Consider the following 22,217-nt stretch of genomic DNA (forward strand, 5'->3'; position numbering starts at 1 on the left):
ATCCGATGCGCCGCAAAGAGTACAAACTCCCCGGCGCTTGTCTGGCCGCCCGTGATCGGCCTTGCGCTCACCGCAACTGACCTGATTAGGAGAATCATCATGGCTTTCGAATTGCCGCCGCTGCCTTACGCACACGATGCCCTGCAGCCGCACATTTCCAAGGAAACTCTGGAATACCACCACGACAAGCACCACAACACCTACGTCGTGAACCTGAACAACCTGGTGCCAGGCACCGAGTTCGAAGGCAAGACCCTGGAAGAAATCGTCAAGTCTTCCTCGGGCGGCATCTTCAACAACGCCGCTCAAGTCTGGAACCACACTTTCTACTGGAACTGCCTGGCGCCAAACGCCGGCGGTCAACCAACCGGCGCACTGGCTGAAGCCATCAACGCTTCTTTCGGTTCGTTCGACAAGTTCAAAGAAGAATTCAGCAAAACCTCCATCGGCACCTTCGGTTCCGGTTGGGGCTGGCTGGTGAAAAAAGCTGACGGTTCCCTGGCCCTGGCCAGCACCATCGGCGCCGGCAACCCGCTGACCAGCGGCGACACCCCGCTGCTGACCTGCGACGTCTGGGAACACGCTTACTACATCGACTACCGCAACGTTCGTCCGAAATACGTCGAAGCGTTCTGGAACCTGGTCAACTGGAAATTCGTGGCTGAGCAATTTGAAGGCAAAACCTTCAAGGCTTAAGCTCGACGCCAGACAAGAAACCCGGCTTTTATGCCGGGTTTTTTTATGGACTTTGGAAGTATTCACTGCCGTGTGTCGCTCTAAACATCGAATCAACTACCCGGCCGCCTTCGCGAGCAGGCTCGCTCCCACAGTGAACACACCCTTTATAAAACCCGCTCGATCTCCTGCGGGAGCGAGCCTGCTCGCGAAGAACGATGACGGGGTCTCTGGAATGCTATGCCGGATCGACGTTATCAAGCGCCCGGTTCACGGCCAGTTCTGCCAGCATGATGATCTGCTGGATTGCCAGCACGGTGTTGCGCTGCGGACCGATCAGGTTCGAGGCGAAATCGCTGGCCATGACGCTGGCCGAAGCCAGGGACTCGCAGGCTTGGACCAGGAGGCTTTCAGTGTCCATGTCGGGGGCGATCATGAACATCGTGCTGGGGCGCCGGGGTTTTTCGAGGTATTGGTTTGGCGGGTCGAGGTAGTAGTCGAGGGCGCGTTTTATGGCTTCGTGGTCTTTGAGGAGCGTTTCGGCTTCGGTGGTGGGAGCGATGTTGACGGGTGGGTCGGGGATTAATTTGTCCATTGAATTTCTCCAGCGTTGGAGCCTCCACTTGCCGCTTCTCACACGGCGAAGAGGTGGCAGCTATGTGCGAGGTGAGAAGACCGGTTATGGACACCCGGCCGGACCGAAGTCCGCCCGCACACAGCCGCCATAACGCAAATACTGGCAGCGGATAAGCTGGCGGCGATTATGCGTGTACAGACACTGGATGACCATAAGTTGCCGGGCTCTCACACCCGGTCGCTGAGTTTTCAGCGACAGCCAGAGGTTAGAGAACACGCTTCCTACCCGGCAACCTGAAAAATGCGTGGGAAAACGCTGAGTTTTTTACACATTGTTCAACACACAAAAATGGAACGCGGAGCGTCCCGGGCGACATTCCCACGCGGAGCATGGGAACGATCAATCGGGAGGCATCAGGAAGAGATTAGTTGGCTGTCAGGCCGCCTTCGCGAGCAGGCTCGCTCCTACAGTGGAATGGGTGTACCTGCAAAAGATTGGTCGGCTGTCAGGCCGCCTTCGCGGGCAAGCCTCGCTCCTACAGTGGAATGTGGGTACCTGCAAGAGATTGGTTGGCTGTCAGGCCGCCTTCGCGGGCAAGCCTCGCTCCTACAAGGGGTTCGCTGTACACGCTTCGCTCTTCACCACTCATCAGGCCGAGCGTTAGCTCGCCTGCAGCTCTTGATCTTGATCTACCCGCCCCTTTCGGGAGGCTGAGTGGAGGTGTTCATCCGGGGAGTGGCGCGCAGCGCCGTTCGACGCAGTCGAACACGCTGCATGTAGGTCGTCGCGAAGCAGACCGGAGGGCAGTGTCCCCGGATGGATACCGGAGCGAAGGAACGCCGAGCCTTAGCGAGGGGCCGGACGCTTGGGGCGAGACTTTTTGGTTCCTTTTGTGGCGTTTGACAAAAGGGACTCGCCGTAAGGGCGAAACCGCCAGCCGCCGTTACCGCAGAAACGGATATGTACCCGGTCAACCACAACATGGTCGGCCCGAAGGCCGCCATCGCGAGCAGCCTCACTCCCACAGTTGAAATGTGGACACCAGCAGAACCCAAGCCAATCTCCGACAATGAAACCAGCATTCAGCCCCTTGCCCCCCCGCCACAGCAGGCTAACATCAACAAAAGGAAAAATAGTCCCAATCCCCCTCAAGTTGAAGGACCCAACTACCGACACAGTACTAATAGGGCAAATACTCAAAACAACAGCATTTTCTGCCAAGCTGCAGGCAAAAAACCATGAGATTGAATGTCCCTTTGACTGCCATCACGGGATTGCCAATACTCATGGCAACTTGATGCTACCCGCACGGAACAAGGAATAACCCTTTGAAGCTGGAACTCAAGAACAGCTTGTCGGTGAAGTTGCTCCGGGTCGTGCTCCTGTCGGCATTGATCGTCGGCGTAGTCTTGAGCTGCGCGCAGATCGTTTTCGATGCCTATAAAACACGCCAGGCCGTGGCCAACGATGCACAACGCATCCTCGACATGTTCCGCGACCCCTCCACCCAGGCCGTCTACAGCCTGGATCGGGAAATGGGCATGCAGGTCATCGAAGGCCTGTTCCAGGACGAAGCCGTGCGCCAGGCCTCCATCGGCCATCCCAACGAAGCCATGCTCGCGCAAAAATCTCGTGAGTTGCACCATTCAAACAGCCGCTGGCTGACCGATCTCATTCTTGGCAAGGAACGCACCTTCACCACCCAACTGGTCGGCCGCGGCCCCTACAGCGAGTATTACGGCGATCTGAGCATCACCCTCGACACCGCCACCTACGGGCAGGGTTTCATCGTCAACTCGGTGATCATCTTCATTTCCGGCGTATTGCGCGCCCTCGCCATGGGCCTGGTGTTGTACCTGGTCTACCACTGGCTGCTGACCAAACCTCTGTCGCGCATCATCGAACACCTGACCGAAATCAATCCGGACCGCCCCAGCGAACACAAGATCCCACTGCTCAAGGGTCACGAAAAGAACGAACTGGGGATCTGGATCAACACCGCCAACCAGTTGCTCGAATCCATCGAACGCAACACCCACCTGCGCCACGAAGCGGAAAACAGCCTGCTGCGCATGGCCCAGTACGACTTCCTAACCGGTCTGCCGAACCGTCAGCAATTGCAGCAACAACTGGACAAAATCCTGGTCGACGCCGGTAAGTTGCAACGTCGGGTTGCGGTGCTGGTGGTGGGCCTGGACGACTTCAAAGGCATCAACGAACAGTTCAGCTATCAGACCGGCGACCAATTGCTGCTGGCCCTGGCCGATCGTCTGCGCGCTCACAGCGGTCGCCTCGGCGCCCTCGCCCGTCTCGGTGGTGACCAGTTCGCCCTGGTCCAGGCCGATATCGAACAACCTTACGAAGCCGCCGAACTGGCGCAAAGCATTCTCGATGATCTGGAAGCGGCGTTTGCCCTCGATCATCAGGAAATCCGCCTGCGCGCGACCATCGGCATCACCCTGTTTCCCGAGGACGGCGACAGCACCGAGAAACTGCTGCAAAAAGCCGAGCAGACCATGACGCTGGCGAAAACCCGCTCGCGCAACCGTTATCAGTTTTACATCGCCAGCGTCGACACCGAGATGCGTCGCCGTCGGGAACTGGAAAAAGACCTGCGCGACGCCCTGCGGCGGGACCAGTTCTACCTCGTCTATCAACCGCAGATCAGCTACCGCGATCACCGGGTGGTGGGTGTCGAGGCACTGATTCGCTGGCAGCATCCCGAACATGGCCTGGTGCCGCCGGACCTGTTCATTCCGCTCGCCGAGCAGAACGGCACCATCATCGCCATTGGCGAATGGGTACTGGATCAAGCCTGCAAGCAATTGCGCGAATGGCACGATCAGGGTTTCCCGGATCTGCGCATGGCGGTGAACCTGTCGACCGTGCAACTGCACCACGCCGAATTGCCGCGAGTGGTCAACAACCTGCTGCAGATGTACCGCCTTCCCCCTCGCAGCCTGGAGCTGGAAGTCACCGAAACCGGCCTGATGGAAGACATCAGCACCGCCGCCCAGCATCTGTTGAGCCTGCGCCGCTCCGGCGCATTGATTGCGATCGACGATTTCGGCACGGGTTATTCGTCCTTGAGCTACCTGAAAAGCCTGCCGCTGGACAAGATCAAGATCGACAAGAGCTTCGTGCAGGACCTGCTCGATGACGACGACGATGCCACCATCGTTCGAGCGATCATCCAGCTGGGCAAGAGCCTGGGCATGCAGGTGATTGCCGAAGGCGTGGAAACCGCCGAGCAAGAGGCCTACATCATCTCCGAAGGCTGCCACGAAGGTCAGGGCTACCACTACAGCAAACCGCTGCCGGCACGGGAATTGAGCGCCTACCTGAAACAGGCGCAGCGCAGTAACGCAGCCATTTTGTAGAGATCAAACAATCGCAGCCTCGTTCCACTCAACAGCTGCTACGGGTCCGTGTGCTTGTAGCCGCTGTCGAGTGAAACGGGGTTGCGATGTTTTTTGATCCACGACACAACGCTTGTACGAATAAGAAATATTTCCAGCTACAACCCTTTACAGATAATGCGAAAGATTTGCATTATGTCGCAGTTTTGCGCACCCGCTGCGCCATACCCCCCTCTCGAAGCAGGATGTTCGCCATGATTCGTATGCCTCTGGCTACCGCCAGTCTGTTGGCCATCGCTATTTCCCTCGCCGGTTGTGGCGAAGGTAAAGACAAGAACGCCGCTACGCCGACGCCGGCCGCCAGCACCGCTGCGGCTCCAGCTGCCGCCCCGGCCGCTACCAGCAAAGTCGACGAAGCCGCCGCCAAAGCCGTTGTCGCGCACTACGCCGACATCGTCTACGCCGTTTACAGCGATGCCGAATCCACCGCGAAAACCCTGCAAACCGCCGTCGACGCCTTCCTCGCCAAGCCGAACGCCGACACCCTGAAAGCCGCCAAGGCTGCCTGGGTGGCTGCCCGCGTTCCTTATCTGCAGAGCGAAGTGTTCCGCTTCGGCAACACCATCATCGACGACTGGGAAGGTCAGGTGAACGCCTGGCCACTGGACGAAGGCCTGATCGACTACGTCGACAAATCCTACGAACACGCACTGGGTAACCCGGGCGCCACAGCCAACATCATCGCCAACACTCAGGTGCAGGTCGGCGAAGACAAGATCGACGTCAAAGACATCACCCCGGAAAAACTCGCCAGCCTGAACGAACTGGGCGGTTCGGAGGCCAACGTCGCCACCGGCTACCACGCCATCGAATTCCTGCTTTGGGGCCAGGACCTGAACGGCACCGGCCCTGGCGCCGGCAACCGTCCAGCCTCCGACTACCTGGAAGGCAAAGGCGCCACTGGCGGTCACAACGATCGTCGCCGCGCTTACCTGAAGTCCGTGACCCAGCTGCTGGTCAGCGACCTGGAAGAAATGGTCGGTAACTGGAAGCCGAACGTGGCCGACAACTACCGCGCCACCCTGGAAGCGGAACCGGTTGATTCGGGCCTGCGCAAAATGCTGTTCGGTATGGGCAGCCTGTCCCTGGGCGAACTGGCGGGCGAGCGCATGAAGGTTTCCCTGGAAGCCAACTCCCCTGAAGACGAACACGATTGCTTCAGCGACAACACCCATAACTCGCAGTTCTACGATGCCAAGGGTATCCGCAACGTGTACCTGGGCGAATACACCCGCGCAGACGGCACCAAAATGACCGGCGCCAGCCTGTCGTCCCTGATGGCCAAAGCTGACCCGGCAGCCGATACCGCGCTGAAAGCCGACCTGGCTGCAACCGAAGCCAAGATGCAGGTCATCGTCGATCACGCCAACAAGGGTGAGCACTACGACCAGCTGATCGCCGCCGGTAACACCGCTGGCAACCAGATCGTGCGCGACGCCATCGCCGCCCTGGTCAAGCAGACCGGTTCGATCGAAGCCGCCGCTGGCAAACTGGGTATCAGCGACCTGAACCCGGACAACGCTGATCACGAATTCTGATCAACGCTGGCTGAGTGACTAAAGAGGCGACCTTCGGGTCGCCTTTTTCATGCCTGCCTGACACGAACCACTGTAGGAGCGAGCCTGCTTGTGATGGCGCCGTGTCAGTCACCCTCCATGTTGAATTCAATACCGCCTTCGCGGGCAAGCCTCGCTCCTACAGGATCTGCGCTGAACCCGTAGGAGCGAGCCTGCTCGCGAAGGCGCCGTGTCAGTACCATCCATGTTGAATTCAATACCGCCTTCGCGGGCAAGCCTCGCTCCTACAGGATCTGCGCTGAACCCGTGGGAGCGAGCCTGCTTGCGAAGGCGCCGTGTCAGTCACCCTCCATGTTGAATTCAATACCGACTTCGCGGGCAAGCCTCGCTCCTACAGGGGCTGCGCTGAACCCGTGGGAGCGAGCCTGCTCGCGAAGGCGCCGTGTCAGTCACCCTCCATGTTGAATTCAATACCGTCTTCGCGGGCAAGCCTCGCTCCTACAGGGGCTGCGCTGAACCCGTGGGAGCGAGCCTGCTCGCGAAGGCGCCGTGTCAGTCACCCTCCATGTTGAATTCAATACCGCCTTCGCGGGCAAGCCTCGCTCCTACAGGGGCTGCGCTGAACCCGTGGGAGCGAGGCTGATTGCGATGGCGGCGCCTCGGTCCCCTGTGAAAACCTGCCCCACATCAACCAAACGATAATTCCTCTTATTCAAACTCCCTTGCCCTGTTAGACTTTGCGCCCTTGTTTTGCTCGTCTTGCAGGATGTCTGATGCCCTCGCTGCTTCTTCGCTTGTCCGCACTGTTTCTGGCCTTGGGCCTGAGTGCCTGCGATGACGCCCCGCGTTTTACCAAGGCCGAACCCGGTGAAGCCCGGTCCGGTGGCGCGGCGACTGTGCGCAAGACCGATCAAAATGCGTTCTCACTGCCCTCCGCGAACCTGTCGCCGTCACGGCGCGTGGATTTCAGCGTCGGCAACAGTTTCTTCCGCAACCCTTGGGTGATCGCCCCTTCGACCACCACCGCCCGGGACGGCCTGGGTCCGCTGTTCAATACCAACGCCTGTCAGGGCTGTCACATCAAGGACGGTCGCGGTCATCCGCCGACGCCCGATGCGGCGAACGCGGTATCGATGCTGGTGCGCCTGTCGATCCCGAATGCACCGGCCTATGCCAACGTCATCGAGCAGCTCGGCGTGGTCCCGGAGCCGGTCTACGGCGGCCAGTTCCAGGACATGGCCATACCCGGCGTGACCCCGGAAGGCAAAGTGCGGGTCGATTACACCCCCGTTCCGGTCCGCTTCAAGGACGGCACCGAAATCGAGTTGCGCAAGCCCAGCCTGAACATCACTCAACTGGGTTACGGCCCGATGCACCCCGACACCCGTTTCTCGGCACGCGTTGCCCCGCCGATGATTGGCCTGGGCTTGCTCGAAGCCATCCCCGACGAAGCGATCCTGGCCAACGCCGAGGCTCAGGCCAAGGACAAAAACGGCATCGCCGGGCGACCGAACCGGGTCTGGGACGACGTGCAGCAGAAGACCGTTCTCGGCCGCTTTGGCTGGAAGGCCGGGCAACCGAACCTCAATCAGCAGAACGTTCACGCGTTCTCCGGTGACATGGGCCTGACCACCAGCCTGCGCCCCTTCGACGACTGCACCGAGGCGCAAACAGTCTGCAAACAGGCGCCGACCGGCAACGGCCCGAATGGCGAGCCGGAAGTCAGCGATAACATCCTGCGCCTGGTGCTGTTCTACAGCCGCAACCTGGCTGTACCGGCTCGTCGCGACGTCAATGCGCCCGAAGTGCTGGCCGGCAAGAACCTGTTTTTCCAGGCCGGATGCCAGTCCTGTCACACACCGAAATACACCACCGCCGCCAACGCCGCCGAACCTGAACTGGCCAATCAAGTGATTCGCCCTTACAGCGATCTGCTGCTGCACGACATGGGCGACGGCCTGGCCGACAACCGCAGCGAATTCCAGGCCAGTGGCCGCGACTGGCGCACCCCGCCGTTGTGGGGCATCGGCCTGACGCAAGCGGTCAGTGGCCACACCCAGTTCTTGCATGACGGCCGCGCGCGCAATCTGCTCGAAGCCGTGCTCTGGCATGGCGGCGAAGCGAAAGCGGCCCAGCAACAGGTTTTGTCTTTCAATGCCGAGCAGCGCGCTGCGTTGCTGGCGTTTTTGAATTCCCTTTAATACGTATTCCATAGCGGGAGCCCGACATGTTCCGTCCCAAATTGTTGTTCACCAGCCTCGCAGCACTCGCCCTCGGCGCTTGCTCGCCACAGGACCCGCAAGCCGTCACCTCGGCCGCCATCGCCAAATCGGTGATCCTGCCAACGTACACCCGCTGGGTTGAAGCCGACCGCCAATTGGCCGTCAGCGCCCTCGCCTACTGCGAAGGCAAGGAAAACCTCGACACCGCCCGCGCCGACTTCCTGCACGCGCAGAAAGCCTGGGCCGAGCTGCAACCGCTGCTGATCGGGCCGCTGGCCGAAGGCAATCGCGCCTGGCAGGTGCAGTTCTGGCCGGACAAGAAAAACCTGGTCGGCCGTCAGGTCGAGCAATTGGTCACCGCGCAGCCGCAGATCGATGCCGCCGCCCTGGCCAAGTCCAGCGTCGTGGTTCAAGGCCTCTCGGCCTATGAATACATCCTGTTCGACAGCAAGCCGGACGTGGCAAACGACGCGCAAAAAGCCAAGTACTGCCCACTGTTGAAGGCGATTGGCGAGCGTCAGAAACTGCTGGCCGAAGAGATTCTGCAAAGCTGGAACAACACCGACGGCATGCTCGCGCAGATGAGCAAGTTCCCGAACCAGCGCTACGCCGACTCCCACGAAGCCATCGCCGACCTGCTGCGCGTCCAGGTCACCGCCCTCGACACCTTGAAGAAAAAACTCGGTACGCCGATGGGCCGCCAGAGCAAGGGCGTGCCGCAACCGTTCCAGGCCGATGCCTGGCGCAGCCAGTCGTCCCTGGCCGGCCTTGAAGCCAGTCTCGCCGCCGCCAAAACCGTGTGGGAAGGCGTCGACAACAAAGGCCTGCGCGGCCTTTTGCCGAGTGAGCAAAAACCGTTGGCCGACAAGATCGACGCCGCTTACGCCGCGTCCCTGAAACTGTTCGCCAGCAACCAGCGTTCGCTGACCGAGATGCTCAACGACGATGCCGGCCGCCAGCAACTCAACGATATCTACGACAGCCTCAACGTCGTCCATCGCCTGCACGAAGGCGAACTGGCCAAGGCGCTGGGCATCCAACTGGGCTTCAACGCCAACGACGGTGACTGATGAGGGCAAGTGCCATGCTGCGACGTCAGGCTCTGACTTTAGGTAGTTTGCTGCTGGGAGCAGTGACACTGGGCGGCTGGACGCTGTTCAAACAACAGGACAAGAGCCCGCTGCTGCTTTCGGCGCGGGACGATGGCGACGGCAAGCATTACGCCGTCGGTTATCGGCTGGACGGCACCCGGGTGTTCGCCACCCAGGTCGGGCAGCGTTGCCACGACATCATCAACCACCCGACGCTGCCGATTGCGCTGTTCGTCGCACGACGTCCGGGCACCGAAAGCTATCTGATCGACCTGCGCGACGGCGCGCTGCTGCAAACCGTGGCCTCGCTGCCCAACCGGCACTTCTACGGGCACGCGGTGATTCACAAGAGCGGCGACTGGCTGTACGCCACCGAAAACGACACCTCCGATCCGGGTCGCGGACTGTTGGGTGTGTATAAGTTCGAAGGTGAACGGCTGGTGCACAGCGGCGAGATTTCCACCCATGGCATCGGCCCCCATCAGGTGTCGTGGATGCCAGACGGCGAGACGCTGGTGGTGGCCAATGGCGGCATTCGCACCGAGGCTGAAAGCCGGGTCGAGATGAACCTCAACGCCATGGAGCCGAGCCTGGTATTGATGCAACGCGACGGTACCCTGCTGAGCAAGGAAACCCTCGCCCAGCCGATGAACAGCGTGCGTCACCTGGGGATCGCCAGCGATGGCACCATCGTCGCCGGCCAGCAATTCATGGGGCCGTCCCACGAGTCCTCAGAGTTGCTGGCGATCAAGCGTCCGGGCCAACCGTTCGTGGCGTTTGCGGTGCCTGAACATCAGTTGCAGGCGATGGGGCATTACACCGCCAGCGTGGCGGTCCACAGTGACTTGCGATTGGTCGCGTTGACTGCGCCGCGCGGCAACCGCTTTTTCATCTGGGACCTGGACAGCGGTGAAGTGCGCCTGGATGCGCCGCTTCCCGATTGCGCCGGGGTTGGCGCCGTGGCTGACGGGTTTGTCGTGACCTCGGGTCAGGGCCGCTGCCGGTATTACGATTGCCGTCAGACAACGCTGGTTGCAAAACCATTGGAGCTTCCGGCGGGGCTTTGGGATAACCACCTTCACCTCATCTGAGCCCGTTTCCTGTGGCGAGGGAGCTTGCTCCCGCTGGGCTGCGAAGCGGCCCCAAAATGGGACTGCTGCGCAGTCCAGCGGGAGCAAGCTCCCTCGCCACAGGTTATTCATCGTTCGTTAGTCCCCTTGAGTGACAGGCGCTCGAAGGCCTCGCCTGTAATTTCTTCCAGTTGGAATCACCCTGCGACTCAGATAATGTGCCCCACTGTCTCACCTGATTTTCTCCAAGGAAGTGGAAATATGCTGCGTCGCCGCATGCTGATCATGTTGGGTGTTGTTCTGCTGATCGTGCTGATCCTGGCCGGTTATAAAGCCTTCTCCATCTACACGATGATTCAAGGCTTTTCCGCGCCGAAACCGCCGATCAGTGTCGCCGCGACCACTGCCGTGGAACGTCCGTGGCAAGCTCGCCTGCCAAGCGTCGGCACCCTCAAGGCGCTGCAAGGCGTGGACCTGAGCCTGGAGACCGACGGCACCGTCATCGATTTGCAGTTCGAGTCAGGCCAGAAGGTCAAGGCCGGCCAACCGCTGCTTCTGCTTGATAGCGTGGTAGAAACCGCCCTGCTCGAAACCGCTCAAGCCGACCTGGGGTTGGCGCAGCTCGATTACGGTCGCGGCAGCCAATTGGTCGGCAGCCAGGCCATTTCCAAAGGCGAGTTTGACCGGCTCTCGGCGATATTGAAAAAGAGCCGGGCCACGGTGAATCAGCTCAAGGCGGCGCTGGCCAAAAAACGCTTGCTCGCACCGTTCAGCGGGACCATCGGTATTCGTCAGGTGGACATCGGTGACTATCTCGCCAGCGGCACCATGATCGCCACCCTGCAAGACCTCAGTAGCCTCTACGTCGACTTTTTCGTGCCCGAGCAGTCGGTGCCGAAGATCGGCGTCGGCCAGTCGGTACAGATCATTGTCTCGGCCTACCCGACACAGACCTTCCCCGGCACCATCAGCGCGATCAACCCGAAAGTCGAAAACAGCACCCGCAATGTTCAGGTCCGCGCGACCTTGGCCAACCCCGACGGCAATCTGCTGCCGGGCATGTACGCCAGCCTGCAGGTGATGCTGCCCGACCCGCAGCCGCGCATCGTCGTGCCGCAAAGCGCGATCACGTACACGCTGTACGGCAACTCGCTCTACATCGTCGCGCAGAAAAAAGCCGAAGACGGCAGCCTCGAAAAAGACGACAAGGGCCAGCCGATCCTGATCGCCGAACGGCGTTTCATCGAAACCGGCGAGCGTCGCGACGGGCTGGTGGTGATTACCAAAGGCTTGCAGAACGGCGAAAAAGTGGTCACGGCCGGTCAGATCAAACTGGACAACGGCGCACACATTGCCATCAGCGACGACAAGACCCTGACCGATAAGAACAGTCAGCCACGTACTGACTGATCAAGGAATCCTCATGGCTTTTACCGATCCGTTCATCCGCCGCCCGGTGCTCGCCACCGTGGTCAGCCTGTTGATTGTGCTGCTGGGCTTCCAGGCCTGGAGCAAGCTGCCGCTGCGCCAATACCCGCAAATGGAAAACGCCCTGATCACGGTCACCACGGCGTACCCCGGGGCCAACGCCGAAACCATCCAGGGCTACATCACCCAACCGATGCAGCAAAGCCTGGCCAGCGCCGAGGGCATCGACTACATGACCTCGGTCAGTCGCCAGAACTTCTCGGTGATCTCGATCTACGCGCGCATCGGCTCCAACAGCGACCGCCTGTTCACCGAGCTGCTGGCCAAGGCCAACGAGGTGAAGAACCGGCTGCCCCAAGACGCCGAAGACCCGGTGCTGAGCAAGGAAGCCGCCGACGCCTCGGCCCTCATGTACATCAGTTTCTTCAGCAAGGAGCTGAGCAACCCGCAGATTACCGATTACCTGTCGCGGGTCATCCAGCCAAAACTGGCGACCCTGCCGGGCATGGCCGAAGCCGAGATTCTCGGCAACCAGGTATTCGCCATGCGCCTGTGGCTGGACCCGGTAAAGCTGGCCGGTTTCGGCCTGGCCGCCAGCGACGTGACCAACGCGGTGCGCCAGTACAACTTCCTCTCTGCGGCCGGTGAAGTGAAAGGCGAGTACGTCGTCACCAGCATCAATGCCAACACCGAACTCAAGTCCGCTGAAGCGTTCGCTGCGATTCCGCTCAAGGTCGAGGGTGACAGCCGCGTGCTGCTCAGCGATGTGGCGCGGGTTGAGATGGGCGCGGAAAACTACGACTCGATCAGTTCGTTCGGTGGTACTCCTTCAGTGTACATCGGCATCAAGGCCACGCCGGGTGCCAACCCGCTGGACGTGATCAAGGAAGTGCGCAAGATCATGCCGGAGCTGGAAGCCCAGTTGCCGCAAAACCTCAAAGGAGAAATCGCTTACGACGCCACGCTGTTCATCCAGGCCTCAATCGATGAAGTGGTGAAAACCCTCTTCGAAGCCGTGCTGATCGTGATCGTGGTGGTGTTTCTGTTTCTCGGGGCGCTGCGTTCGGTGGTGATCCCGGTGGTCACCATTCCGCTGTCGATGATCGGCGTGATGTTCTTCATGCAGATGATGGGCTACTCGATCAACCTGCTGACACTGCTGGCGATGGTGCTGGCGATCGGGTTGGTGGTGGACGATGCCATTGTGGTGGTGGAGAACATTCACCGACACATCGAGGAAGGCAAGAAGCCGCTGGATGCGGCCATCGAAGGCGCCCGGGAAATCGCCATGCCGGTGGTCTCGATGACCATCACCCTGGCGGCAGTCTATGCGCCCATCGGTTTTCTGACCGGGCTCACGGGGGCGCTGTTCAAGGAGTTCGCCCTGACGCTGGCCGGTGCGGTGGTGATTTCCGGCGTGGTCGCGTTGACCCTGTCGCCGATGATGTGTGCCTTGCTCCTGCGCCACGACGAAAATCCCAGCGGCCTCGCGCACCGCCTGGACCTGATTTTTGAAGGCCTCAAGCGCCGATACCAAAGCATGCTCCACGGCACCCTCAACACCCGGCCGGTGGTCCTGGTGTTTGCGGTGATTGTGCTGTGCCTGATTCCGGTGCTGCTCAAGTTCACCAAGTCGGAACTGGCGCCCGACGAAGATCAGGGCATCATTTTCATGCTGGCCAACGCCCCGCAACCGGCCAACCTCGATTACCTGAACACTTACACTGACGAATTCATCACGATCTTCAAGGAGTTTCCCGAGTACTACTCTTCGTTCCAGATCAATGGATTCAACGGCGTGCAATCGGGGATTGGCGGTTTCCTGCTCAAACCGTGGAACGAGCGCGACCGCACGCAGATGGCCATCCTGCCCGAGGTCCAGCGCAAACTGGAGGGCATTGCCGGACTGCAGGTCTTCGGCTTCAACCTGCCCTCGTTGCCCGGCACGGGTGAAGGGTTGCCGTTTCAGTTCGTCATCAACACGGCCAACGATTATGAAGCGCTGCTGCAAGTGATGGACCGGGTGAAAAAACGGGCGATGGAGTCCGGCAAGTTCGCCTTTGTCGATGTCGACCTGGCCTTCGACAAACCCGAAGTCGTCGTGGACATCGATCGCGCCAAGGCCGCGCAGATGGGCGTGTCCATGCAGGACCTGGGCGGAACACTGGCCACATTGCTGGGACAGGCGGAAATCAACCGTTTCACCATTGAGGGTCGTAGCTACAAGGTCATCGCTCAGGTCGAACGACCGTTCCGCGACAACCCGGACTGGTTGAACAACTACTACGTGAAAAACAACCAAGGCCAACTGCTGGCCCTGTCGACCCTGATCACCGTCAGCGATCGGGCGCGTCCACGGCAGTTGAACCAGTTCCAGCAGCTCAACTCGGCCATCCTGTCAGGTGTGCCGCTGGTCAGCATGGGTGAAGCCATCGATGTCGTGCGCCAGATTACGCTGGAAGAAGCGCCGGCCGGTTTTGCCATGGATTACGCCGGCGCCTCGCGCCAATATGTCCAGGAAGGCAGCGCGCTGTGGGTGACCTTCGCCCTGGCGCTGGCGATCATTTTCCTGGTCCTCGCGGCCCAGTTCGAGAGCTTCCGTGACCCGCTGGTGATTCTGGTGACAGTGCCGCTGTCGATCTGTGGCGCGTTGATTCCACTGTTCCTGGGTTGGTCGAGCATGAACATTTATACCCAAGTGGGCCTGGTGACCTTGATCGGCCTGATCACCAAGCACGGAATCCTGATCGTCGAGTTCGCCAACCAGCTGCGCAGAGAGAAAGGCCTGACACCTCGCGAAGCTGTGGAAGAAGCTGCTGCAATCCGGCTGCGCCCGGTGTTGATGACCACGGCGGCGATGGTATTCGGCATGGTGCCATTGATCATCGCCACGGGCGCGGGCGCGGTCAGCCGGTTTGATATCGGCATGGTGATCGCAACCGGAATGTCGATCGGCACGTTATTCACGCTGTTCGTGTTGCCGTGCATCTACACCCTGCTGGCCAAACCCGACGCAAAAGAACACTGATAATCCATGTGGGAGCGAGCCTCCTCGCGATGGCGGTGTGTCAGGCACCTCAATGTTGACTGTGCCGCCGTCATCGCGAGCAGGCTCGCTCCCACCTTGGGCCATGCACGGCTTGAAATTCGGCACAAAAAAAGGCCTCGCATTGGCGAGGCCTTTTATTTTGGCTTCAATCTGTTCAACTCTGCGGCCTCATTCCTTGAGAAAGTCCGAACATGAACAGCAACAAATCATGATCGGGTTGAGATGCCACAGATGCCTTGGCAACCCGTGGCAACGGACAGTGCGCGTCACCGTTCACTGAACTGAGAACTTGCGTGCGGGGCTGTTCCCACGCCGCCACCGCCAATGAAGCAACTGCCAAGGCTCCTATCAGAAAAACACCTCGTGCAATTTCTAGTTTCATTGCTATAAACCTTTGATAGCGCTGCCAAACGCCGTCTCATAAAAGTAGACGAGTTTGCGCCAGTCCGCCGTGCTGAACGACGAGTGGCGACGCAGCTGCTTCATGTCATGAGCCGCCGCCCGATAGGCGGTCAAGCGCTGCCGGCACTTCTCCAGGTCGATCAAGGCGATTTCGACCTTGGCCGCCTCGCCTTCACCGGTCACCCGCACGAAAACGTGCTTGATATAGATGCAGCTGTGCTGCCAACGGCCCTTGTGCATGCGGGCCAGGTTTTCGGCCAGGTCCTTCAACACGCGCTCATGCACCGCTTCGCCGAGACGCTCGCGACCGCCGCCGGCGTACCAGTGTTCGATTTCCTCGAAGCCGTCCAGCGACTTCGTCACCAGCAATGCGCGCCATTTGTGCACGGGGTCGCGCTGTGCGCCGCAGAAAACGATTTCCGGAACTCTCACCCCAAGCGCGCGCAGGCCAATGAGCGCATCACGCTCGCGCAACACGGTCGGACGACCGAAGGGGTGCAGCCAGCTGCGATAGATATGCCCGGTCTGCCGCTTGGCATAGAGCAGTTGACCATCGCTGCCCGTGACCCGCTGCACGCCACTTTCTCCACCGCGACGGACGTTGGGTTCTTCTACCCACTCACCGCGCTGATTCCAGAAATAGTCGAAGCGGTCCTGGGAAGCGACGTCCGTTTCTGCTGCACATTGCACTGCCATCCTGTTACCTCTTGCGTAATACGTAAACTCGCCACATGGCATAGAGCGGTAAAAAGTCCAGTTGTTCCTGAATACGGAACCCCGCTTGTTCAAACTCTTTTTCTACCGTGGCCGCCGGTAACACAAACCGGTTTTGGTAACCTTCCTGCCCACGCCGTTTCTCTGAGCGCTTGCGTTTCCAGGCTTTGAAATTGCCGTCCACCCACAACGAAAGGATCACGCTGTCTCGCGTGACTCGTTCAAATTCGCGCAGAATGGCCAGTCGATGCTCGGCTTCACCGATGTGATGCAGCAAACGCATGCAGAAAATGCTGTCGACAGCGTTGTCGGGCAAGGCAATGTCGAATGCGGAAGTGTGCAAGGGTTGTACCCGTTTCACCACGTCGGCCGGTTGCGCCTGGGTGGCAATCTTCAACATTGACTCGGAGTTGTCGGCCCCGATGATCGCTCGATTGGCTTTCTCCGCCAGCATTGGCCAAAAACGCCCTGCCCCACACGGCAAATCGAGGACCAGCCCTGGCTCACCGACCAGCTTCAGCGCCTTTCGCGCCAACTGCACGTCACGCCAGTGGGATAGCTTACGACCAAGGCCATCCTGGTGCTTCTGCAAATACCTTTGAGCGTGTTGATCGTCGTACTTTTCGGAAAAATCGAGTTTGATCGGGCCGTCCATCATTAAGGTCTCCTGAACTTCTGATGGCACCTACCTTAGGTAGCGTAGTGTCAGTGTCAGGTCATACCTTTGTGAAAAAATTGTTAAGGAAATGTTGAATCATTACAAGATTTTTCAAGTTGACCACCATGGCTCGGAGCCCCGACTGCTCAAACAAGCGCTAGCTTTGGCTCAATTGCACCTGAAAACGACAGCCATTAGGTTCCATATTGGTCAAGCTGACGCTCCAGCCCTGGTTCTCGCAAATCCGCTGCACCAGCGACAACCCCAGTCCCAGGCCCTCGCCGCGCTTTTCACTGCCGCGCACGAAAGGTTCGAACATTGCCTCGCGTTTTTCCTCGGGAATGCCCACACCGCTGTCCTCGACCGTGAAACCCGTGGCCGTGAGGGTCAAGCGGATAAACCCGCGCTCGGTGTAATGCAGCGCGTTACGCAACAGGTTGCCCATGACGGCGTGCAAGAGGGTTGCGTTGTAACAGGTGTCCAGCGGATTGCCCGGTTCGAAGATCAGGCTCAGCCCCTTGGCTTCGATCGGTTCGCGCCACTGGTTGAGCAGCCCGTCGGCGACCTGGCTCAACGACTGCTGCGGCGACATGCTCGCGTCTTCTCGCTGGGCCCGGGCCAACATCAGGAACGTTTGCACCAGCTCGCGCATCTCGGCGCACGCGCGGGCAATTCGCTCGACCTGGGCATGGCCACGCTGGTCGATACCGGGGTTTTCCAACAGCAGCTCACAGGAACTGGCCAGCACCATCAAGGGCGTGCGCAGTTCGTGGCTGACGTCACTGGTAAACAATCGCTCACGGGTCAATGCCTGGCGCAGCCGCCCAAGGGTGGCATCGAAGGCAACCGCCAGCTCGCCCACTTCGTCAGCGGCATAATCCGGTGCCAAGGGTGGCGCCAGACCCAGCAATTGATCGCGATGACGCACCTGGCGAGCCAAACGCACCACCGGCGCCATCACTTTGCGCGCCAGGACCCAACCGAGAAAGACTGCCAGCGCCAGGCTCAGTACGAAGCCCACCAGCACCACGGCAAACAGCACTCGCTCACGTTCTTCGAAATCGCTTTGATCCTGCAGCAGTACGTAACGCCGGCCATCGACCACTTCAACCATCGCGTGATACGACAGCTGCTCGCGAAAGACCTCGTGGAAACCGGGCTCCAGATGCCGTAAATCCTTGGGCAACTCGAAGTCCCCCGGCCCACCGCTGAAATAGAACAGCTGGTCCGGCTCGGGGCGATGGCTCCAGTCAGAGACGCTGTCCATCAGCAGAAGCCGTTGAAGATCGCCACCCAGCCCGGCTGAAATCAGCTTTTCTTCCACCAGGTGCACGGTCGCCACAATGCCCATGGCGAAGGCGCCTGCCACCAATGCACTCATCAGCGCAAAGGCGATGATGATCCGTTGAGCGAGGCTCTGCTTAAACTCCATCGCGACTCTCGGCCAAGCGATAACCCACACCGTGCACGGTTTGCAGCAAGGGCTTGGCGAAGGGCTTGTCGATCACCTGGCGCAGTTGATGGACGTGGCTGCGCAGGCTGTCGCTGTCCGGGCAGTCATCACCCCAGAGGGCTTCTTCGAGAATTTCGCGGCGCAGAACATGCGGGCTTTTCTGCATCAGCACGGCCAGCAACTTGAGGCCGACCGGGTTGAGCTTGAGCAGGCGACCTTCGCGGGTCACCTCCAGGGTATCGAGGTCGTAGCTCAGATCACCCACCTGCAAGGCGCGTCGACCGCCACCCTGGGCACGACGCATGACCGCTTCGATACGCGCCGCCAGTTCGGACAGGGCGAACGGTTTGATCAGGTAGTCATCGGCACCGGACTTGAAGCCTTGCAGCCGGTCATCCAGCTGATCGCGCGCGGTGAGCATGATCACCGGCGTGTCGCGGCGGGCGTCTTCGCGCAGGCGTTTGCACAGCGTATAGCCGTCAATGCCGGGCAGCATGATGTCGAGCACGATCAAGTCATAGTGCTCGGTGGCAGCCAGGTGCAGGCCTGACAAACCGTCCTGCGCGCAATCCACGGTGTAGCCTTTGAGCCCCAGGTAATCGGCCAGATTGGCCAGGATATCGCGGTTGTCTTCAACCAATAGAATTCGCATGGGCACCTCCTCCGCACACAGTAACGGCCGTCATGGCCCGCGCAGCTTAAGGCCAAGTGTGGCTCAGGGCTAGGACTGCGTGCTGTTGTCAATCCGATAGAAAAACCGATGAAGGCTTAACAAGTTTTTCACTATCGATTCACACGCCAATGACAGCGCCGGGCTCAGACTCCGCGCGGATGCGCACTTCATACCCCTTCACCGACCAAGGAACTGCCATGGCTTCGACCGCTGCCCGCCCCGCTTCCAGACCGCTCAACTTTTGGGTGTGTCTGGGTGTGCCCGCTATCACAGCGATCAGTTTGGTGCTGCTTGAGCTGACGTCTCTGGACATGAACCTGGCCAAACTGTTCTACGACCCGGTCGCCGGGGAATTCATCGGACGCCACAGTTACTTCCTTGAAGACATCCTGCATGACCGAGCCAAGCAATTGGTCATCGCCTTTTCGGTGTTTGCGATCATCGGCTTTATCGGCTCATTTTTCATCGCCAGGCTCAAGCCGCTCAAACGCGAACTGGGTTGCCTGGTGATGTCGCTGGCGCTGGCGACCTCGTTCGTGACCCCAGTGAAAGCGGTGACGGCCGTGCAATGCCCGTGGAGCCTCGAGCAATTCGGCGGCCACGAAACCTACAGCGAACTGCTCAGCCCGCGTCCGCAAACCGACAAGCCTGGGCGTTGCTGGCCTGGGGGTCATGCCGCCACCGGGTTTACGCTTTTTGCGCTGTTTTTTGTACTGCGAGACCGTCGTCCGCGACTCGCGCGCCAGGCGTTTGTGTTTGCGTTTGCACTGGGGACGGTGTTTTCCGTGAGCCGGATGATGCAGGGGGCGCACTTCTTTTCGCATAACGTGTGGACGGCGATTTTTTGCTGGCTGATCTGTCTGGGGTCTTACTACTACATCCTGTATCGACCGGCGTCCAAGGCTGAAAAAGAGTCCGAAGCACAACCGGTTAGCGTATGAACTGACGCCTTCGCGGGCAAGCCTCGCTCCTACAGGGATTTCGCTGGACCTGTAGGAGCGAGGCTTGCCCGCGAAGAGGCCCTTAAAAACCACACAACTTTATGCCGGGCAATAAAAAACCCCGCCGGTTCATCACCGGCGGGGTTTTCATGTACGGGGTAAGGCTGGCTTACATCATGCCGCCCATGCCGCCCATACCGCCCATGTCTGGCATGCCGCCACCCGCTGGGCCGTCTTCCTTGATCTCAGCGATCATGGCTTCGGTAGTGATCATCAGGCTGGCAATCGACGAAGCCGCTTGCAGAGCCGAACGAGTCACTTTAGCCGGGTCCAGGATACCCATTTCGATCATGTCGCCGTATTCGCCGGTCGCAGCGTTGTAACCGTAGTTACCCGAACCTTGCTTGACCTTGTCGACCACAACGCTTGGCTCGTCGCCGGAGTTGGCAACGATCTGGCGCAGTGGCGCTTCTACAGCGCGACGCAGCAACTGGATGCCAACGTTCTGGTCATCGTTGTCGCCTTTGAGCTCGGAGATTGCCTGCAGAGCGCGAACCAGTGCCACGCCGCCGCCAGGTACCACGCCTTCTTCAACGGCTGCACGGGTAGCGTGCAGGGCGTCTTCAACGCGGGCTTTCTTCTCTTTCATTTCAACTTCGGAACCGGCGCCAACCTTGATCACTGCAACGCCGCCGGACAGCTTGGCCAGACGCTCTTGCAGTTTTTCACGGTCGTAGTCGGACGAAGTGTCAGCCACTTGCTGACGGATCTGCAGAACGCGAGCCTGGATGTCAGCTTCAACGCCGGCGCCGTCGATCACGGTGGTGTTTTCTTTGGACAGGATCACGCGCTTGGCATTACCCAGGTGTTCCAGGGTAGTGCTTTCCAGGCTCAGGCCGATCTCTTCGGAGATGACGGTACCGCCAGTCAGAACAGCGATGTCCTGCAGCATGGCCTTGCGACGGTCGCCGAAGCCTGGAGCCTTGACGGCTGCGACTTTAACGATGCCACGCATGTTGTTCACAACCAGAGTCGCCAGGGCTTCGCCTTCAACGTCTTCGGCCACGATCAGCAGTGGACGGCCGGCTTTGGCAACGGCTTCCAGGACTGGCAGCATTTCGCGGATGTTCGAGATCTTTTTGTCGACCAGCAGGATCAGCGGACCGTCCAGCTCGGCAGTCATGGTCTCTGGCTTGTTGACGAAGTACGGGGACAGGTAGCCACGGTCGAACTGCATGCCTTCAACAACCGACAGTTCGTTTTCCAGGCCCGAGCCTTCTTCAACGGTGATCACGCCTTCTTTACCGACTTTTTCCATGGCTTCGGCAATGATGTCGCCGATGGAGCTGTCGGAGTTGGCCGAGATGGTGCCGACCTGAGCGATGGCCTTGGTGTCAGCGCAAGGCTTGGACAGGGCTTTCAGCTCTTTGACGATAGCGATGGTCGCTTTGTCGATGCCGCGCTTCAGGTCCATCGGGTTCATGCCGGCAGCGACGGCTTTCAGGCCTTCGTTGACGATCGACTGAGCCAGAACGGTAGCGGTGGTGGTGCCGTCGCCTGCGTCATCGTTGGCACGGGAGGCAACGTCTTTGACCAGCTGCGCGCCCATGTTTTCGAAGCGATCTTTCAGCTCGATTTCTTTGGCAACGGACACGCCGTCCTTGGTGATGGTCGGAGCGCCGAAGCTCTTCTCGATGATCACGTTACGGCCTTTAGGGCCCAGGGTCGCTTTTACTGCGTCAGCCAGGACGTTGACACCGGCGAGCATTTTCTTGCGGGCGGAATCGCCGAATTTAACTTCTTTAGCAGCCATGATCGATATTCCTTAAATACTTTGTAGTAACGGGAAAATGAGCGGGGAATCAGCCTTCGACAACAGCGAGGATTTCGCTCTCGCCGATGACCAGCAGGTCTTCGCCGTCAACTTTCACAGTGTTGCTGCCGGAGTAAGGGCCGAACACAACCTTGTCACCCACTTTCACGGACAGCGCACGCACTTCACCGTTGTCCAGGACTTTGCCCGGGCCTACAGCGAGGACTTCGCCCTGGTTTGGCTTTTCAGCAGCCGAACCTGGCAGGACGATACCGCCAGCGGTTTTCTTTTCTTCTTCGCTGCGACGGACGACGACGCGGTCATGCAGAGGACGAAGCTTCATTGTCGATCTCTCCTAATTGTGGTTTTCATCGGCCGGTGTATTCCCGGCGGGTTTAACAAATCCGGCGGTGCCGGGTGCGGTTCGTCAAGCGAACCGCGGAAGTCTGTCTGGCGTGATCGCCAGAAACCTTGCGGTGACCGTTACATAAGGGCGCATAAGCTTATTACAAGGG

General features: G+C 59.7%; 17 protein-coding genes. 9 read left to right on the forward strand and 8 right to left on the reverse strand.

Annotated elements, in window-relative coordinates:
• Positions 1 to 99: 99 nt before the first annotated feature.
• Positions 100 to 696, forward strand: coding sequence for a superoxide dismutase (locus tag RHP74_RS24550; RefSeq protein ID WP_010457614.1), 597 nt, complete (start codon positions 100 to 102; stop codon positions 694 to 696).
• A 217-nt stretch (positions 697 to 913) separates the two neighbouring features.
• On the opposite strand, the gene RHP74_RS24555 is transcribed toward RHP74_RS24550, so the two are convergent.
• Positions 914 to 1,270 (reverse strand): DUF6124 family protein, encoded by a 357-nt coding sequence (locus tag RHP74_RS24555; protein WP_154501498.1) that lies wholly within the window; start codon positions 1,268 to 1,270, stop codon positions 914 to 916.
• A gap of 1,310 nt (positions 1,271 to 2,580) precedes the next feature.
• Here RHP74_RS24555 and RHP74_RS24560 point away from each other — a divergent pair.
• The 7 genes from RHP74_RS24560 to RHP74_RS24590 all read left to right on the forward strand — a co-directional run bounded on the left by RHP74_RS24560 (position 2,581) and on the right by RHP74_RS24590 (position 15,027).
• A complete protein-coding gene (locus RHP74_RS24560; RefSeq protein WP_010457618.1) occupies positions 2,581 to 4,632 on the forward strand; it encodes a bifunctional diguanylate cyclase/phosphodiesterase in 2,052 nt (683 codons plus the stop codon).
• A 233-nt stretch (positions 4,633 to 4,865) separates the two neighbouring features.
• On the forward strand, positions 4,866 to 6,209 hold the full coding sequence (locus RHP74_RS24565; RefSeq protein WP_311096498.1) for an imelysin family protein: 1,344 nt from the start codon (positions 4,866 to 4,868) through the stop codon (positions 6,207 to 6,209).
• A 752-nt stretch (positions 6,210 to 6,961) separates the two neighbouring features.
• A complete protein-coding gene (locus RHP74_RS24570; protein ID WP_311096499.1) occupies positions 6,962 to 8,389 on the forward strand; it encodes a di-heme oxidoredictase family protein in 1,428 nt (475 codons plus the stop codon).
• Between the two features lie 26 nt (positions 8,390 to 8,415).
• Positions 8,416 to 9,480: an imelysin family protein gene (locus RHP74_RS24575; RefSeq protein ID WP_077749880.1), complete on the forward strand. Its 1,065-nt coding sequence runs from the start codon at positions 8,416 to 8,418 to the stop codon at positions 9,478 to 9,480.
• A 14-nt stretch (positions 9,481 to 9,494) separates the two neighbouring features.
• Complete coding sequence (locus RHP74_RS24580; protein WP_311096502.1) at positions 9,495 to 10,592, forward strand: DUF1513 domain-containing protein; 1,098 nt, start codon at positions 9,495 to 9,497, stop codon at positions 10,590 to 10,592.
• Between the two features lie 240 nt (positions 10,593 to 10,832).
• Complete coding sequence (locus RHP74_RS24585) at positions 10,833 to 11,981, forward strand: efflux RND transporter periplasmic adaptor subunit (RefSeq protein WP_311096503.1); 1,149 nt, start codon at positions 10,833 to 10,835, stop codon at positions 11,979 to 11,981.
• Positions 11,982 to 11,994: 13 nt separating this feature from the next.
• Entirely contained in the window at positions 11,995 to 15,027 is a 3,033-nt protein-coding gene (locus RHP74_RS24590; protein ID WP_311096504.1) for a multidrug efflux RND transporter permease subunit, read from the forward strand.
• 175 nt (positions 15,028 to 15,202) lie between these two features.
• On the opposite strand, the gene RHP74_RS24595 is transcribed toward RHP74_RS24590, so the two are convergent.
• From RHP74_RS24595 to colR, 5 genes are all read right to left on the reverse strand, one after another.
• Complete coding sequence (locus tag RHP74_RS24595; RefSeq protein ID WP_077749882.1) at positions 15,203 to 15,430, reverse strand: hypothetical protein; 228 nt, start codon at positions 15,428 to 15,430, stop codon at positions 15,203 to 15,205.
• Between the two features lie 2 nt (positions 15,431 to 15,432).
• Positions 15,433 to 16,146: a lipopolysaccharide kinase InaA family protein gene (locus RHP74_RS24600; protein ID WP_311096505.1), complete on the reverse strand. Its 714-nt coding sequence runs from the start codon at positions 16,144 to 16,146 to the stop codon at positions 15,433 to 15,435.
• Between the two features lie 4 nt (positions 16,147 to 16,150).
• On the reverse strand, positions 16,151 to 16,819 hold the full coding sequence (locus RHP74_RS24605) for a class I SAM-dependent methyltransferase (RefSeq protein WP_304816620.1): 669 nt from the start codon (positions 16,817 to 16,819) through the stop codon (positions 16,151 to 16,153).
• Between the two features lie 160 nt (positions 16,820 to 16,979).
• Positions 16,980 to 18,254, reverse strand: a complete 1,275-nt coding sequence (locus tag RHP74_RS24610; protein ID WP_311096507.1) for a HAMP domain-containing sensor histidine kinase — start codon at positions 18,252 to 18,254, stop codon at positions 16,980 to 16,982.
• Positions 18,244 to 18,927: a two-component system response regulator ColR gene (colR, locus tag RHP74_RS24615; protein ID WP_010457636.1), complete on the reverse strand. Its 684-nt coding sequence runs from the start codon at positions 18,925 to 18,927 to the stop codon at positions 18,244 to 18,246. The genes RHP74_RS24610 and colR overlap by 11 nt, the downstream gene beginning before the upstream one ends.
• Before the next feature lie 218 nt (positions 18,928 to 19,145).
• Between colR and RHP74_RS24620 the strand changes: the two genes are divergently transcribed.
• A complete protein-coding gene (locus RHP74_RS24620) occupies positions 19,146 to 19,889 on the forward strand; it encodes a phosphatase PAP2 family protein (protein ID WP_311096508.1) in 744 nt (247 codons plus the stop codon).
• Between the two features lie 169 nt (positions 19,890 to 20,058).
• On the opposite strand, the gene groL is transcribed toward RHP74_RS24620, so the two are convergent.
• Both groL and RHP74_RS24630 read right to left on the reverse strand, forming a co-directional pair.
• The gene (gene groL / locus RHP74_RS24625) at positions 20,059 to 21,702 is read right to left on the reverse strand and encodes a chaperonin GroEL (protein WP_008155543.1); all 1,644 of its coding nucleotides are present in this window, start codon (positions 21,700 to 21,702) and stop codon (positions 20,059 to 20,061) included.
• A gap of 49 nt (positions 21,703 to 21,751) precedes the next feature.
• Positions 21,752 to 22,045: a co-chaperone GroES gene (locus RHP74_RS24630; protein ID WP_007948593.1), complete on the reverse strand. Its 294-nt coding sequence runs from the start codon at positions 22,043 to 22,045 to the stop codon at positions 21,752 to 21,754.
• Positions 22,046 to 22,217: the final 172 nt, after the last annotated feature.

It is taken from the genome of Pseudomonas sp. SG20052 (assembly GCF_031766055.1).
Taxonomy (GTDB): domain Bacteria; phylum Pseudomonadota; class Gammaproteobacteria; order Pseudomonadales; family Pseudomonadaceae; genus Aquipseudomonas; species Aquipseudomonas mandelii.

Excerpts from the sequence above, each read along its gene's own strand:
- RHP74_RS24550 (WP_010457614.1), top strand. The coding sequence starts at position 100 with ATGGCTTTCGAATTGCCGCCGCTGCCTTACGCACACGATGCCCTGCAG.
- RHP74_RS24555 (WP_154501498.1), bottom strand. The coding sequence starts at position 1,270 with ATGGACAAATTAATCCCCGACCCACCCGTCAACATCGCTCCCACCACC.
- RHP74_RS24565 (WP_311096498.1), top strand. The coding sequence starts at position 4,866 with ATGATTCGTATGCCTCTGGCTACCGCCAGTCTGTTGGCCATCGCTATT.
- RHP74_RS24570 (WP_311096499.1), top strand. The coding sequence starts at position 6,962 with ATGCCCTCGCTGCTTCTTCGCTTGTCCGCACTGTTTCTGGCCTTGGGC.
- RHP74_RS24575 (WP_077749880.1), top strand. The coding sequence starts at position 8,416 with ATGTTCCGTCCCAAATTGTTGTTCACCAGCCTCGCAGCACTCGCCCTC.
- RHP74_RS24580 (WP_311096502.1), top strand. The coding sequence starts at position 9,495 with ATGCTGCGACGTCAGGCTCTGACTTTAGGTAGTTTGCTGCTGGGAGCA.
- RHP74_RS24585 (WP_311096503.1), top strand. The coding sequence starts at position 10,833 with ATGCTGCGTCGCCGCATGCTGATCATGTTGGGTGTTGTTCTGCTGATC.
- RHP74_RS24590 (WP_311096504.1), top strand. The coding sequence starts at position 11,995 with ATGGCTTTTACCGATCCGTTCATCCGCCGCCCGGTGCTCGCCACCGTG.
- RHP74_RS24595 (WP_077749882.1), bottom strand. The coding sequence starts at position 15,430 with ATGAAACTAGAAATTGCACGAGGTGTTTTTCTGATAGGAGCCTTGGCA.
- RHP74_RS24600 (WP_311096505.1), bottom strand. The coding sequence starts at position 16,146 with ATGGCAGTGCAATGTGCAGCAGAAACGGACGTCGCTTCCCAGGACCGC.
- RHP74_RS24605 (WP_304816620.1), bottom strand. The coding sequence starts at position 16,819 with ATGGACGGCCCGATCAAACTCGATTTTTCCGAAAAGTACGACGATCAA.
- RHP74_RS24610 (WP_311096507.1), bottom strand. The coding sequence starts at position 18,254 with ATGGAGTTTAAGCAGAGCCTCGCTCAACGGATCATCATCGCCTTTGCG.
- colR (WP_010457636.1), bottom strand. The coding sequence starts at position 18,927 with ATGCGAATTCTATTGGTTGAAGACAACCGCGATATCCTGGCCAATCTG.
- RHP74_RS24620 (WP_311096508.1), top strand. The coding sequence starts at position 19,146 with ATGGCTTCGACCGCTGCCCGCCCCGCTTCCAGACCGCTCAACTTTTGG.
- groL (WP_008155543.1), bottom strand. The coding sequence starts at position 21,702 with ATGGCTGCTAAAGAAGTTAAATTCGGCGATTCCGCCCGCAAGAAAATG.
- RHP74_RS24630 (WP_007948593.1), bottom strand. The coding sequence starts at position 22,045 with ATGAAGCTTCGTCCTCTGCATGACCGCGTCGTCGTCCGTCGCAGCGAA.